The organism is Oceanococcus atlanticus, from assembly GCF_002088235.1.
Lineage (GTDB): Bacteria > Pseudomonadota > Gammaproteobacteria > Nevskiales > Oceanococcaceae > Oceanococcus > Oceanococcus atlanticus.
Map to the genome: position 1 here is coordinate 425,093 of NZ_AQQV01000003.1, position 14,089 is coordinate 439,181.

Sequence of the window (14,089 nt, forward strand, 5' to 3'; positions counted from 1 at the left end):
ATGGGGTGTGCATTATCGAATTCCTGAACCCTTTTGCCCAATTCGTCAGGCGCATTAAACTGCGCCCATGCTGCCGGAACGCATTGCGCACGAGCGCCTGACCCAAGACCTGGCGACCCTCAATCAAGCGCTGGGGCGCCAAGACAGCCTGCCGCGTTTGCGCTTTGATTTGCGTGGCCGCTGCGCCGGACTGGCCTTGCCCCAGCAATGGACGATCCGATTGAACAACGCGCTGTTGCAGGAGCACGGCGCCGAATTTGTCGATGACACCGTCCCGCACGAATTGGCCCATCTGGTGGCCTATGCTCATCACGGTCGCCGCATTCGCCCGCATGGCGCGGAATGGGCAGCGCTGATGGGCGTGCTCGGGCGCCCGGCCACGGTGTGTCACAACTACGCTGTCAAACCGGCGCGACAGCTAACTCGCCACACCTATCATTGCGTGTGCCAACGCCATGAACTGAGCAGCATCCGCCATGCCCGCGTGCTCAAAGGCCAGCGCTATCAGTGTCGCCGCTGCGGCCAGCCGCTGTGCCCGGGTGACGGCCCGCATGGCAGTTGATAATGTTGCCGGTCACAACAAGCCGTCTTTCTGGAACGCATCGCCGATGAGCAAAATTCTTGCGCTCGCCGTACTCTCCCTGCTGACGGGCTGCAGCACCGTCAATCATCTGGTGCAGAGCCCGTTGCGCTGGGTCGGCCTGGCCGACAGCGCGGCCCCGGGCATCGATCAGGCGCGCCTTGCCAAACATATCGAAACCCTGGCCTCGGACCGTTACGAAGGACGACAGCCGGGCACCCCCGGCGAAACCCACAGCGTCAACTATCTGACCGAGGCTTTCGCGGCGGCAGGCGCCGAACCGGGCCATCCCGATGGCGGCTATGTGCAGAACGTGCCTTTGGTCGGCCTCACCGCGCAGACCGATGTCGGCATGCAGATCAACGGCAAACCGCTGCCACTGACCCTGCAGTCCGACGTGGTCGCGTCGACACGCCGAGTCGAAAAGCTGGTGCGTGTGCGCAAATCGCCGCTGGTCTTTGTCGGTTATGGGGTGCAGGCGCCGGAGTATGACTGGGATGACTACAAAGGCATGGACATGCGTGGCAAGACCTTGCTGATGCTGGTCAATGACCCGCAGATTCCGGACCCGGCTGCGGCCGACGGGCTTGATGCGCAACGCTTCAAAGGCCGCGCCATGACCTATTACGGGCGCTGGACGTACAAATACGAAATCGCCGCCAAACTCGGCGCTGCGGCGGTGCTGGTGATCCACGAAACCGGCCCGGCAGGCTACCCCTGGGGCGTGGTGTCTGATGGCATGGGTCAGGAACATTTCACGTTGGACGCGGCCAATGGCAACAGCGACAAAGTGGCGGTTAACGGCTGGATTCGTGACACCACAGTACGCCGCCTGATGTCCGCGGCCGGGCTGGATTTCGACCAGCTCAAAGCCGCCGCTGTGCGTGACGACTTCACCCCGGTCAGCCTGCCCGGGCAGGCCAGCTTTCAGATCAGAAACCGCATCCGCAAGGTCCAGTCGGCCAACGTGGTGGCGCGGATTGAGGGCAGCCAAAAACCCGACGAGCTGATCGTGTTTACCGCGCACTGGGATCATCTGGGCCGCGACCGCAGTCTCAACGGCGACCAGATCTTCAACGGCGCGGTCGATAACGCCACCGGCACAGCCGGCCTGATCGAACTGGCCCAAGCTTTCGCGGCGAACCCCGCCGAGCGCAGCGTGCTGCTGCTCGCCGTCACGGCTGAAGAGCAGGGTCTGCTTGGCGCTGCGCACTATGCCGCCAATCCGCTTTACCCGCTCGGTCAGACGGTCGCCAACATCAACATGGACGCCATGAACGTATGGGGTCGGACCGAAGACGTGGTTTTGGTGGGCAAGGGGCAGAACACGCTGGAAGATGATCTCGCCGCCGCCGCACATGGCCAGGGGCGCACGGTGGTGGATGAGCGCACACCGGAAAAAGGCTTTTACTTCCGCTCCGATCATTTTGAATTCGCCAAACGCGGTGTCCCGGCGCTGTACGCCCGCAGCGGCACGCGTTTTGTCGGGCGCGATGCTGACTTTGGCGCTCGCATGCAGCAGCAATACATCGCCAACGACTACCATCAGGTCAGCGACGAAGTAAAAGATGATTGGGACCTGTCAGGTCTGGTTCAGGATCTGCAGCTGCTCGAAGCCGTCGCTCGCCGCGTGGCCGCCGCACCCGGCACCCCGCAGTGGAAAACCGGCTCGGAGTTTTCCCGTCCCGCCACCCGGCACCCTTGATGTCCGATCCCTCCGATTGAGGATTAAGTGATGAAAACAGTCGACCGTCTGGAATTGCTCAAAGACACCGTTCAAAACGCCATCGACAATGGTGCGACCAGCGTGGAACAGGTCCATCAGTACATTGCCGCACTGCCGTTCGAGACACTGGAGAAACTGGGTTTCTTCGAAGAGCGCGCCGGCCAGCTCAAAACCAAACAGGCGGACACCATCGGCATCGCCTACGATGCGGTGCGCACCATCAACCGCCAGGTTGGCCAGATTTTTTCCGATATCTTCGGTCAGATCGAAGATGTCCAGATCATGGCCAAGAACATGGCCAAGCGAGGTAAGCGCGGCCAATGACAAACGCTGATCCAGCCCACCGCAGCCGTGTCAGGCTGCGATGAAGTACCGTGCCAGCAATCTGCAACGGCTCAGAAATCGCAGCTTCGATGTGCTTATCGTTGGTGGCGGCATCAACGGTGCCGTTGCTGCGGCCGCACTGAGCGCGCGTGGTGCTTCGGTCGCCCTGATCGACCGCGGCGATTTTGCCGGCGGCACCAGTCAGCATTCCTCGAATCTCGCCTGGGGCGGTATCAAGTACATGGAGACCTGGGAATTTCCCCTGGTCCGCGCCTTGTGCATGAGTCGCAACCGGCTGATCCGCAGCTACCCGTCGACCGTGCAGGAGATGCGCTTCTACACCACTATCGAGCGCGGTTTTCGCTGGCACCCGTTCATGCTCTACATGGGCACCTGGTTGTACTGGCTGATCGGCAATGGTTTTACCCGCATGCCGCGCTTGCTCGGCCCCAAACGCATCGCCGCCGAAGAGCCCAAGGTTGACACCAGCAACGCGGTTGGCGGCTTCGAGTACTCCGATGCCTACCTGCACGACAACGATGCGCGCTTTGTATTCAATTTCGTGCGCTCGGCGCTCAGTCGTGGTTGCATCGCGACCAATTACGTAAGTTTCAGCGGCGCCACGCGCCAGGACGGCCACTGGCAGGCCCGCGCCCACGACGAGATCAGCGGTGAGGATTTCGCCATATCCGCCAAGGTGCTGATCAACGCTGCCGGTCCGTGGGTGGATCAGCTCAATGGTGTGACCGGCCAGACCACCGAACACCGCCATGTGCTGTCCAAAGGCATCCACCTGATCGTTGATCGGATCAGCCCGCACCGCCGCGTGCTGACCTTTTTTGCCGACGACGGACGCCTGTTTTTCGCCATTCCCATGGGCAACAGAACCTGCATCGGCACCACCGACACCAAAGTCGACAGTGCCAATGTGCGCGTCACCGATGAGGATCGCGACTTCGTTCTCGACAACATCAACAAGCGGCTCCAGCTGGATCGACCGCTGACCCCGGATGACGTGATTGCCACGCGTTGTGGGGTTCGACCGCTGGTGGTCAAAGGCGGCGATCAAAACTTCGATGACTTCCTGCAACTGTCGCGCAAACACGCGGTGGACGTGGATGGCGAACGTGGTCACATCAGCATCTTCGGCGGCAAACTGACCGATTGCATCAATGTCGGCGAAGAGATCTGCGAAGAAGTGCAGGCCCTGGGCGTCGCGCTCAGCCACGCAGACTTCCGCTGGTATGGCGAGCCACCGGATGAGGTGCGGGATGAATTCTTTCATCAGGCCGAACTGATGAATCTTGACAGCCTGACCGCCGCCGAATCGAGCGAACCGCTCAGTACGCGGCTGTGGCGCCGCTATGGGGCTCACGCCATCGGTTTGCTTGAGAACATCCGCGAGGACCCACGCGAGGCCGAGGTTCTGATCAAAGGCACCGAGTACATCCGTTGCGAGCTTCGGCAAGCCGCGCGACGCGAAATGATCGTCAAGCTGGAAGATTTTCTGCGTCGGCGCTCAAAAATCGCGCTGGTCGAACGCCCGGAGGTCATTCGCAATGCGCCCGGCCTGATCGAAGCCTGCGAAATCCTGTTCAAGGACCAGGCTCAGGCCCGCATTGATGAATACTTCGCTCAGGACGCGGGCTGATCAAAGCGGGGCAGGCGCCCAGTGGCGCCTGCCCCAAAGCACTAGAACTGATAGGTCAGACCGAGTGAATAGTTGGCCGGTTTGCCGTACCGGTACTGCTCGAAGAATGCGACCTGACTGTAGTAGGTCTCATCCGTGACGTTGTCGGCGTTGAGCTGCACCGACAGTTGCGCGTTGATGTCGTAACGCGCCATCAGGCTGACCAGCGCATAGGCATCCTGTTGCAGGCGCTCGTCCTCGCCGGTGATCGGATTGGCCAGCACATCGGAATACACATCGTCCTGCCAGTTCACGCCGCCACCGAGGGTCAGCTTTGGCAAGGCCCGCCAGGTCGTGAACAGCTTGACCAGATTGCGAGGCTGATCGGTGTTGACCTTGTTGTTGTCGGCATCCTCGGCGCGGAAGCTGGTTACGCTGAAGCTGATGTTCCAGTCTGCGGTGAGGGCACCGATGGCCTCGAACTCAACGCCCCGCGAGCGGGTGCCGTCAACCTCACGATAGGCCTGCTCAAGATCATTGCCGGGCACTGTCTCACCCGGCACAGCCTGGGCCAGATTGTCCTGTTCGATCAGGAAAAGGGACAGGGTAGTTTCCAGCGCCTGATCAAGAAAACGGCTCTTCAGACCCACCTCGTGACTGCGCCCGACCAGCGGATCAAGATTGGCGGCGTTGATGTCGCGTTCGTTCTGCGGCTGGAAAATTTCCGTATAGCTGGCGTACAGCCGATGCCGCGGCGTCAGGTCGTACAGCACGCCGGCATAGGGAATCAGGACATCATCGTCACCGTAGTCCAGGGCGGCGCCGTACTGGGTGCCGCGCTGCTCCCAGCTGGCCAGGCGGAAGCCCCCGATCACATTCAGGCGATCGCTCAAGCTGAAGCGTGATGCGGCATAGAAACCGGTCTGCTTGGTGGTCAAATCGACCGCCACGTCAGTGGTGTCGGACCAAATCGGTTCAGCGAAGGAGCCGTCCCATTCAAAGAAATTGCCAACGCTGTCCAGCTGGGCGTAATCCGGTGCGAAGGTGTTGTCACTGGAGTCCTGTTCGCTGTGCAGCGCGCCCAGCACGAGCTGATGCACGCGACCCAGCCAGGCAAATTCGCCTTTGAGCTGTAGATCAAAACTGTGTTGCTCATGGGCGCCCTGACTGCGATACGGGTAGGCAGGCAGGCCGTAAGGCGAATTCTCGATCTCACCGGTCTGCTGATTGACCGTGCCGTTGAGGTAAAGCAGACGCACCTTGGCGGCGTTGTCGATGTAATTGTAGTTGGCGTTGAGCTGCCAGGCATCGGACAGTGCGTGCACCACGCTGGCGAAATAATTGGTGTTGGTGGTGTGCCAGCGGGTCCAGTGTGCCGCCGTGGTGGTTGAGCGCGGCCAATTTGTGCGACTGCCATCGCTGAACCAGTTGGGCAGGGCGCCCCAGCTGGCCGCGTATGGATCGCTGTCCTGACGACTGGCGCCGACGCGCAACAGGGTATCGCGCCCCATGTCCGCTTCCAGCACCCCGTAGAACACGCTCTTGTCGTCTTCGTACAGGTCCATTTCCGCTTCGCCACGTTCCATGCGCGCGATCACACGACCACGAACGCTGCCGCTGGCATTCAGTGCCGCGCCCACATCAGCGGTCAGCTGGCGGTTGTTCCAACGTCCGTAGCTGGCATTGACGTGGCCTTGCAGATCGGTGAAGTCGGCACGCTTGCGGACCAGATTGATCGAGGCCGATGGATCACCGGCACCGGTCATCAGCCCGGTCGCACCACGGACCAATTCGATGCGTTCGTAAATCGCCGTGTCGGCAATGGTTTCGCCGGAATCGCCGGCCAGACTCCAGGCCAACGGCACGCCGTCGATCTGATAATTGCGGATCTCAAAGCCACGCGCGAAGAAGGTATTGCGCACATCATCAATTTCGCTGGTGGAAACACCTGGCGCGTAACGCACAACCTCGTTGATGGTGTCGAAGTCGCGGTCGCGCAGTTGCTGTGCCGTGATCACAGACACCGATTGGGGCGTGTCCTGCGGCGACAAACCCAGACCGGTGGCCATGTCGGTCTCTTCTTCCAGCAGGTAGGAGCCGGTGACAACGACGTTGTCCAACTGGGTTTGCTGATCCGGGTTTGCGGGTTCTGCAGCCTGAGTTGCAAATGCAACACAAACAGCAGTCGGCGCGAGGAGGGCGCTTCGATACATGAAAGCCTCGATAGGTTATTGGGGATATGAATAACAATGATTCTTATTAATAAACGCAACGTCAAGAGGCTCCGGCCTTGGTGCTGGCCGGTTAATGCGAATCATTCCTTTTCTGTTATGCTCCGCAGCCCGTTGCCCTAAGCTGTTGTTGTCCATGCGCAAAACCCTGGTTCTACTGCACCGCTGGTTTGGCCTGTTCATTGCCGGTTTTCTGATCATCGCTGGCTTGACCGGTGCGGTCATTTCCTGGGATCACGAGCTGGATGAATGGCTCAATCCGCAGCTGTTCGAATCGTCAAGCCAGGGTGAGTTGCTGCCCGTGCTGGAGTTGGTGAAGCGGGTCGAAGCAGCGGATCCCCGGGCGCGGGTCAGTTTTTTCTCACTGCACCAGGAACCCGGCCACAACGCCGAAATTTGGGTTGATGCCACGATCGACCCAGAAACCGGCCGGCGCCACGCGCTGGACTACGACCATGTCTTTGTTGATCCCGTCAGTGGCGAAATACGGGGACAGCGTCTATGGGGCAAGATTTCGCTGGCCCCTGAACACCTGATGTCGTTCCTGTACAAATTGCACTTCACGCTGCATCTGCCGGAATGGCGCGGCACCGACCGCTGGGGTGTGTGGTTGATGGGTGCAGCGGCGCTGGTCTGGCTGATCGACAGTTTCATCGCTTTCGTGCTGACCTTCCCGCGCCGTCGTCGCAGCGCGCACACCAGCACATCATGGCGCGCACGCTGGGCACCGTCATGGCGGATACGCCGCGGCGCCTCGGCCTACAAACTCAATTTCGATCTGCACCGTGCCGTCGGATTGTGGGTCTGGATCGTGTTGCTGACGCTGGCTTTCACCTCGTTTTCGCTGAACCTGTACCGCGAGGTCTTCTATCCGGTCATGTCCTTGGTCTCAGAGACCACGCCCGGACCGTTTGAAACGCGCAGCCCGACGCCGCTGCACGAGCCAGTCGAACCAGCCATCAGCTGGCCACAGTTGTTCGCCACCGCGCGTGCGGATGCACACAACAAAGGTTGGCCTGAACCGCTGGGTGATGTGTTCTACAGCGACAATTTCGCGGTCTTCGGCGCACGTTTCTTTTTTGCTGGTGACGACCACGCCAGCGGCGGCATGAAAATTAAGAGCCTCTACTATGACGGCCGCAGTGGTGATCTGATCGGCGAAGAAGTGCCCTGGGAGGGCACCGCTGCGGACGTTTTCAATCAGCTTCAGTTTCCGCTGCATTCAGGACGCATACTGGGCTTGCCCGGACGTATCCTGATGTCGGTGATGGGCCTGGTTGTGGCCATGCTGTCGATCACAGGCTTGGTGATCTGGTGGAAAAAGCGCCGCGCCCGCATCAGCATGCGGCGACGCCACCCGCAGCAGCGCGATCAGGCCTTCATCGAGCCCCAGACCTCTCAAGGCTCCTAAGCGCGCAGAGTCTGACGCGGCACCCACACCACGTCACCTTCAGCCGGCACCATGAAACCGCCATAGCGGTGCAGGGCGCGATCTGCGCTCAGCGCATCCAGCGCCGGCTGCCCCTCAGCAGGCTTGCGCCCGTAACGCTGGCGCGCCAGCGGGTGATCCTCAACCACGACGACCTGACCCTGCTCGTCGAAGTACAGATGAAACTTGTCCATGAATGCGCATGCTGGAAGGGGGCCTACCGCTTAATACGCAAACGCAAGGAAATCCGGACATGGCGCGGCAAATTTTTCGAGCCGGCAAGCGTCTGAGCTAAAGTGCGCGGATGAAAAGCTATCGCTACTACGACTTCCTGGTCGCCGGCATGGTCGGCGTGCTGCTGTGCTCCAACCTTATCGGACCGGGCAAGGTGGCGATGCTGGATCTGCCTTTGCTGGGGCTGGTGACATTTGGTGCGGGCAACCTGTTTTTCCCGATTGGCTATATCTTCGGTGATGTGCTGACCGAGGTGTACGGCTACGCGCGCGCTCGCCGGGCGATCTGGGCCGGCTTCGCCATGATGCTGTTCGCCAGCTTCATGGCCTGGATCGTGGTCAACATTCCGATCGATCCTGCCGAACCGTACAACCAGACTTTGCAACCGGCACTGGAAACCGTGTTCAGCAGCACCCTACGCATCGTGCTGGCCAGTATTCTGGGCTACTGGGTCGGTGACTTCGTCAATTCCTACGTGATGGCCAGGATGAAAGTCTGGACTCAGGGCCGCCATCTGTGGATGCGCACCATCGGTTCGACCATCTGCGGCCAGGGGGCGGATTCCCTGATCTTTTATCCGATCGCCTTCGGCGGTCTCTGGAGCACTGACACCATGCTGGCGGTGGTGGCCTTCAATTTCGCATTCAAGGTCATGGTCGAGGTGCTGTTCACGCCGCTGACCTATGTGGTGGTCAACGCGCTGAAACGGGCCGAAGGAGTCGACACCTTTGACGTCGACACCCATTTCACACCGTTCTCGCTGCGCGATGAGGGGCGTAACCAGCCATCGTGATGACGCCCTCAGGCTCAGGTTCTGAGCCTGAGGCGGAGTAAACTGCGGCCATGGACGATTCGGCAAGGTTTTCATGGCAAGGCTTTCAGGCGGCGACCGCGCAGTGGTTTGAACGCACGCTGGGTGCGCCAACCCCGGCCCAGACTGATGCCTGGCCGCATATCCAGGCCGGGCGCGACGTCCTGGTCGCCGCACCGACCGGTTCGGGTAAGACCTTGGCCGCATTTCTCGCCGTTATCGACAACCTCGTCGAAGAGGCCGGGCAGGGGCCGCTGCCGGTCGAAACGAGGGTGCTCTATGTCAGTCCGCTGAAAGCGCTGTCCAACGACATCCGCAAAAATCTGCAAAGCCCCCTGAGCGGCATCGAAGATGCGTTGCTGGAACAAGGCCGCCCGCCCGCCCAGATCACCGCCATGGTACGCACCGGCGACACCAGCCAGCGCGAACGTGATCAGATGCGCCGACAGCCGCCGCATATTCTGGTCACAACACCGGAGTCGCTGTTCATCCTGCTCGGGTCCGAGTCAGGCCGAGCCATGCTGTCGACGGTGCGCAGCGTGATCGTGGATGAAATCCACGCCGTAGCAAGCAACAAGCGGGGCGCGCATCTTTCACTCAGCCTGGCCCGGCTGCGCGCACTGTGCGGTGGACAGATCCAGCACATTGGCCTGTCTGCAACCCAGAAGCCCATCGATAGCGTGGCGCGCTTTCTCAGCGGCGAGCAGCCCTGTCAGATCATCGACAGCGGCCACAGCCGGCAACGCGATCTGGCCCTGGAACTGCCCGGTTCGCCTTTGAGCGCGGTGATGGCGGCTGAGGTCTGGGGCGAGGTCTACAGCCGCATTGCCGAGCTTGCTCAGGCTCACCGCACCACGCTGGTGTTCGTCAACACACGACGACTGGCCGAGCGGGCCAGCCGCCATCTGGCCGATCAACTCGGTGAGGAACTGGTCGCTGCACACCATGGCAGCATGTCCAAGGAGCACCGACTGGATGCCGAACAACGGCTCAAAAGCGGCTCTTTGCGTGTCCTGGTTGCCACCGCTTCGCTGGAACTGGGCATTGATATCGGTGAGGTCGATCTGGTCTGTCAGATCGGTTCCCCGGGCGGCATCAACGCTTTTCTGCAGCGTGTCGGGCGTTCCGGACACGCGGTCGGCGCCACCCCCAAAGGGCGATTGTTTCCGACCACCCTGGACGAGGCAGTGGAGTGCGCCGCATTGCTGGCGGCGGTGGAGCGCGGTGAACTGGACGTCCTGAACCAGGCCGACGCAGCCCTCGATGTGCTGGCCCAGCATCTGGTCGCCGAAGTCGCTGCGCGTGAATGGGAGCAGGGCGCACTGCTTCAGCTGGTCCAGTCCAGCTGGCCATACCACGCACTCACCCCGGGCCGGTTCGAAGACGTGATCCGCATGTTGTCCGAGGGCTACAGCAGCCGACGGGGACGGCGCGGGGCCTACATTCATTGGGACCAGGTCAATGGCATGCTGCGTGGCCGACGCGGCGCCCGACTGGTCGCCCTGACCAATGCGGGCGTCATCCCGGATCAGTTCGACTATGACGTGGTGCTGATGCCGCAAGGCTTCAAGGTCGGCACGCTCAACGAAGACTTCGCCTTCGAAACACTGGCCGGCGACATTTTTCAACTCGGCAACCAGTCCTACAAGGTGCTCAAAACGGAAAGTGGTCGCGTGCTGGTCGAAGACGCCCACGGCCAACCGCCGACCGTGCCGTTCTGGCTGGGCGAGCGCCCCGGGCGCAGCGACGCCTTGTCGAGCGCCGTCTCAGCCTTTCGGCGCGAAGTGTCCGAGCACTATCAGCAGGGTGAGGACGCTGCGCGGAACCAGCTCATGCAGGCCTATGGCCTGACGGCCGATGCGGCCAGCCAGCTGGTGCAGTATCTGGCCGCCGGTGAAGCTGCATTGGGCGCCATGCCCAACCATGACACCATCGTTCTGGAACGGTTCTTCGACGAAACCGGCGACATGCATCTGGTCGTGCATTCGACCTATGGCTCGCGGATCAACAAGGCTTGGGGGCTGGCCCTGCGCAAACGCTTTTGTCGCAAGTTCAATTTCGAACTGCAGGCCGCGGCGCTGGAAGACAGTATCGTGCTGTCGCTAGGTGTTACGCACAGTTTCCCGCTGGCCGAGGTGGCCAGTTACCTCAAACCCGAAAGTGTCCGCAGCGTACTCGAACAAGCCTTGCTGGATGCACCGATGTTCCCCACACACTGGCGCTGGAATGCTTCAATCGCACTGGCGATCCGGCGTCATCTGGGGCATCGCAAAACGCCCCCGGCCTGGCAACGCAATGATGCTGAGGATTTGATGGCCGTGGTGTTCCCGGACCAGATTGCGTGCGCGGAAAACCTCAGCGGCAAACGTGATATTCCCGATCATCCGCTGGTCAGCCAGACCATCAACGACTGCCTGTTTGAACTGATGGATTTGCCCGGGCTGGAAAAGGTGCTGCGCGGGCTGGGCGACGGCTCGATTGCATTGGTGTGCGCCGACCTCACCGCACCGTCGCCGCTGGCGCAGGAGATCCTCAACGCCAGACCCTACGCGTTTTTGGACGACGGGGATGCCGAAGCCCGTCGCACCATGGCAGTTGCCCAGGGCGCGGCTTTGCCGGTTGAAGATGCGCGTGCACTGGGGCGCCTCGATGCCCAGGCCATCGCCCGGGTGCGCGAAGAAGCCTGGCCCAGTCCGCGTGATGCCGATGAATTGCACGATGCGCTGGTTATTCACGGGGGGTTCAATGACGACGAGGTCAAACCCTGGATGCCCTGGCTCGAACCATTGATGGCGCAGGGCCGCGCCGCGCGGGCCGTGCTGCCACAGGGTGGTGCCTTGTGGGTGGCCGCCGAGCGCTGGCCACAGCTGCATGCCGTCGTCCCCGACGCCTGTTGTGAGCCGCAGCTGAAACAGCTGAGCGTCAGCCCGGATGCAGAGCCCTTGCGTGAGCTGGTGCGCGGGCGCCTTGAAGCCTGCGGACCAACCAACGCGGCACAGATGGCCGGGCTGCTCGGACAGCCGGAAAGCGCCATAGATCAAGCCCTGATTGCGCTGGAAAATGAGGGTTTTGCGTTGCGCGGCCAATTTGATCCGGCACTCGATGACAGCCGCGAACAATGGTGCGAACGACGGCTGCTGGCGCGCATCCATCGGCACAGCCGGGACCGCAAACGGTCCAGCATTCGACCAGTTTCAGCGCAGGTTTTTCAGCGCTTCGTGCTGCATTGGCAGGGCATAGGCGACGAACGCCCGGAAGGGCTGGACGCCATACTCGCGGCCATGGAGAAGCTCGAGGGCTACAGTGCGCCGGCCCAGGTGTGGGAGCAGCACATCCTGCCCGCGCGCATCGCGCTGTATCTGCCGGCGCAGCTCGACAGCCTGTGCGCCGCCGGCAAGCTGACCTGGGCGCGCATCGTGGCCAAGAGCTCCGGCGCAAAAGGGCGCGGCCCGGTGCGCAACACACCGATTGCCTTCGCTCCGCGCGAAACGCTGGCCTGCTGGATGCCTGTGAACACACCGCAGTCGGAGCTCACCGCCAATGCCGCACGTGTGCTGGCCGCGCTGGAGCAGCGTGGCGCGGCCTTTTTCAGCGATCTGGCGCAATGTACCGGCTTGCTGCGTGCTCAGCTGGAACAGGCCCTGGGTGAACTCGTCGCGGCCGGGCAGATCAACGCAGACACCTTCGCCGGCTTGCGCAGCCTGATCACACCCAGCAAAACCAAGCCGCGCAGCGCGCCGCGCACGCGACGGCGCCAGCCGCTGTTTTCCGGCGCCCAGGACGCCGGTCGCTGGTCGTTGTTGCAGACGGCGCAACCACCGGATGACGACGAGGTGATCGAACACATCCTGTGGACAACCCTGATGCGCTACGGGGTGATCAGTCGAAGCCTGCTGGAGCGTGAGGCTGTGCGCCCCGCCTGGCGGCGCATGTTGCAGCGTGCCTGGCGGCTGGAAGCGCGCGGCGAGATTGCCGGCGGTCGTTTCATCGACGGTATGGCCGGCGAGCAATTCGCCTTGCCCGAGGCGGTGGAAATGCTCAGGTCTATGAACACACGCCCGGCCTCCGGCGAGATGCTGCGCCTGAGTGCCTGCGATCCGGCCCACCTCAGCGGCCGTGTGCTGGCCGGCCCCAAGATCACCGAGCAGGCCAGCAATCTGGTGGTGTACCGCGACGGCGAATTGCTCGGCTGGATGCAGCGCGGCAGCCCAGAAACCGCACGCGACCTGAGCGAAAGTGATCGCCTCAAAGTGCTGGCCACGCTGACTGGCAACAGTCAGTTCGGCCAGCGCGGCTTACCCCGTCGTCACAGCAGCTAGCCGTTTTTGCGTGGCTCGAAAGCAATCATGAGACCACGCGAGTCTTCGATCAGAAACGGCTCATGCTTGAGCGCAGGGGTGACATCAATGCGCATGCGCATACCGCGCTCGTACCGCCCCAGCGAGGCGCGCGCCACGCCGAAACGCTCAACACTCAAGGCCTGGGAGAAATTTTCCACATAGCGGAATTCACCCGGCATATCGATCACGTAGTGATCATTGCTCAGGCGCACACGGTAATCGGGGATCGGGCCTTTGCCGAACACGCCAATGCGCACGCGACCGTCCAGCACGCCGTAATCAAAAGCATCCACGGCGTGCACCTTGCGCGCGCTGCTGGCCGGGGCTTCGGCATCCGCTCCGATCAGAGACTCGCTGCCACCGGTTAAGCCATCCTTGAGCGGAATCTTGCGCCCGCCGCGCTCAAACAGACCGGCTTCACCCGCGCTGTCATCGTTTTGGCTATCTACCGTTTTGCCTTCGCGTGCAGGGCGATCATCGATCACGGTGTCTTGCATGTCGACTTGCTTGATCGCCGGTGGCTCGGCCGACAAGGCAGCTTGCTCCTGTGACGGCATCTCCTGCGGCTGCGGTGCGTCTTCTTCGCTCTGCGACAGCAGATAAACCGCACCACCGGCACCCGCCACCACGAGAACTGAGAGCACAACATACAGGGCAGCGTTGCCACGCTGACGGCGAACAGGGCTAGTTTGAATCATGGTCGTCGGCAAACTCAGGGGCGGGTTCCAAAGTGTAGCGATTTTGACCGCGGTTGTTGGGCAAGTTCCGGTCACTGGTGAGCAAG

At 61.8% G+C, this 14,089-nt stretch carries 10 protein-coding genes; 7 read left to right on the forward strand and 3 right to left on the reverse strand.

Annotated features, from left to right (window positions below; all coding sequences use genetic code 11):
- Nucleotides 1–67: 67 nt before the first annotated feature.
- From ATO7_RS12930 to ATO7_RS12945, 4 genes are read left to right on the forward strand one after another with little or no spacing between them, the layout of a single operon-like run.
- The gene (locus ATO7_RS12930) at nucleotides 68–562 is read left to right on the forward strand and encodes a SprT family zinc-dependent metalloprotease (protein WP_083562330.1); all 495 of its coding nucleotides are present in this window, start codon (nucleotides 68–70) and stop codon (nucleotides 560–562) included.
- A gap of 46 nt (nucleotides 563–608) precedes the next feature.
- Complete coding sequence (locus ATO7_RS12935) at nucleotides 609–2,285, forward strand: M28 family peptidase (protein ID WP_083562332.1); 1,677 nt, start codon at nucleotides 609–611, stop codon at nucleotides 2,283–2,285.
- Nucleotides 2,286–2,315: 30 nt separating this feature from the next.
- Nucleotides 2,316–2,630, forward strand: a complete 315-nt coding sequence (locus ATO7_RS12940) for a hypothetical protein (protein WP_083562334.1) — start codon at nucleotides 2,316–2,318, stop codon at nucleotides 2,628–2,630.
- 40 nt (nucleotides 2,631–2,670) lie between these two features.
- Complete coding sequence (locus ATO7_RS12945) at nucleotides 2,671–4,281, forward strand: glycerol-3-phosphate dehydrogenase/oxidase (protein ID WP_083562336.1); 1,611 nt, start codon at nucleotides 2,671–2,673, stop codon at nucleotides 4,279–4,281.
- Between the two features lie 41 nt (nucleotides 4,282–4,322).
- Here the strand turns inward: ATO7_RS12945 and ATO7_RS12950 are convergent, their stop codons facing one another.
- Nucleotides 4,323–6,380: a TonB-dependent siderophore receptor gene (locus ATO7_RS12950; RefSeq protein ID WP_206044923.1), complete on the reverse strand. Its 2,058-nt coding sequence runs from the start codon at nucleotides 6,378–6,380 to the stop codon at nucleotides 4,323–4,325.
- A 247-nt stretch (nucleotides 6,381–6,627) separates the two neighbouring features.
- Here ATO7_RS12950 and ATO7_RS12955 point away from each other — a divergent pair, with 247 nt between their 5' ends.
- Complete coding sequence (locus ATO7_RS12955) at nucleotides 6,628–7,902, forward strand: PepSY-associated TM helix domain-containing protein (protein ID WP_083562340.1); 1,275 nt, start codon at nucleotides 6,628–6,630, stop codon at nucleotides 7,900–7,902.
- Here the strand turns inward: ATO7_RS12955 and ATO7_RS12960 are convergent.
- Nucleotides 7,899–8,114: a hypothetical protein gene (locus ATO7_RS12960; RefSeq protein WP_083562341.1), complete on the reverse strand. Its 216-nt coding sequence runs from the start codon at nucleotides 8,112–8,114 to the stop codon at nucleotides 7,899–7,901. The genes ATO7_RS12955 and ATO7_RS12960 overlap by 4 nt on opposite strands.
- Nucleotides 8,115–8,224: 110 nt before the next feature.
- On the opposite strand from ATO7_RS12960, the gene ATO7_RS12965 reads away from it, so the two are divergent.
- Nucleotides 8,225–8,947: a queuosine precursor transporter gene (locus ATO7_RS12965; protein WP_083562342.1), complete on the forward strand. Its 723-nt coding sequence runs from the start codon at nucleotides 8,225–8,227 to the stop codon at nucleotides 8,945–8,947.
- Between the two features lie 50 nt (nucleotides 8,948–8,997).
- Nucleotides 8,998–13,284 (forward strand): DEAD/DEAH box helicase, encoded by a 4,287-nt coding sequence (locus ATO7_RS12970; protein ID WP_083562343.1) that lies wholly within the window; start codon nucleotides 8,998–9,000, stop codon nucleotides 13,282–13,284.
- Here the strand turns inward: ATO7_RS12970 and ATO7_RS12975 are convergent.
- The gene (locus ATO7_RS12975) at nucleotides 13,281–13,949 is read right to left on the reverse strand and encodes a hypothetical protein (protein ID WP_158523209.1); all 669 of its coding nucleotides are present in this window, start codon (nucleotides 13,947–13,949) and stop codon (nucleotides 13,281–13,283) included. The two genes, ATO7_RS12970 and ATO7_RS12975, sit on opposite strands and share 4 nt — an antisense overlap.
- Between the last annotated feature and the right edge of the window lie 140 nt (nucleotides 13,950–14,089).

Excerpts from the sequence above, each read along its gene's own strand:
- ATO7_RS12940 (WP_083562334.1), top strand. The coding sequence starts at position 2,316 with ATGAAAACAGTCGACCGTCTGGAATTGCTCAAAGACACCGTTCAAAAC.
- ATO7_RS12965 (WP_083562342.1), top strand. The coding sequence starts at position 8,225 with ATGAAAAGCTATCGCTACTACGACTTCCTGGTCGCCGGCATGGTCGGC.
- ATO7_RS12970 (WP_083562343.1), top strand. The coding sequence starts at position 8,998 with ATGGACGATTCGGCAAGGTTTTCATGGCAAGGCTTTCAGGCGGCGACC.
- ATO7_RS12955 (WP_083562340.1), top strand. The coding sequence starts at position 6,628 with ATGCGCAAAACCCTGGTTCTACTGCACCGCTGGTTTGGCCTGTTCATT.
- ATO7_RS12935 (WP_083562332.1), top strand. The coding sequence starts at position 609 with ATGAGCAAAATTCTTGCGCTCGCCGTACTCTCCCTGCTGACGGGCTGC.
- ATO7_RS12960 (WP_083562341.1), bottom strand. The coding sequence starts at position 8,114 with ATGGACAAGTTTCATCTGTACTTCGACGAGCAGGGTCAGGTCGTCGTG.
- ATO7_RS12945 (WP_083562336.1), top strand. The coding sequence starts at position 2,671 with ATGAAGTACCGTGCCAGCAATCTGCAACGGCTCAGAAATCGCAGCTTC.
- ATO7_RS12930 (WP_083562330.1), top strand. The coding sequence starts at position 68 with ATGCTGCCGGAACGCATTGCGCACGAGCGCCTGACCCAAGACCTGGCG.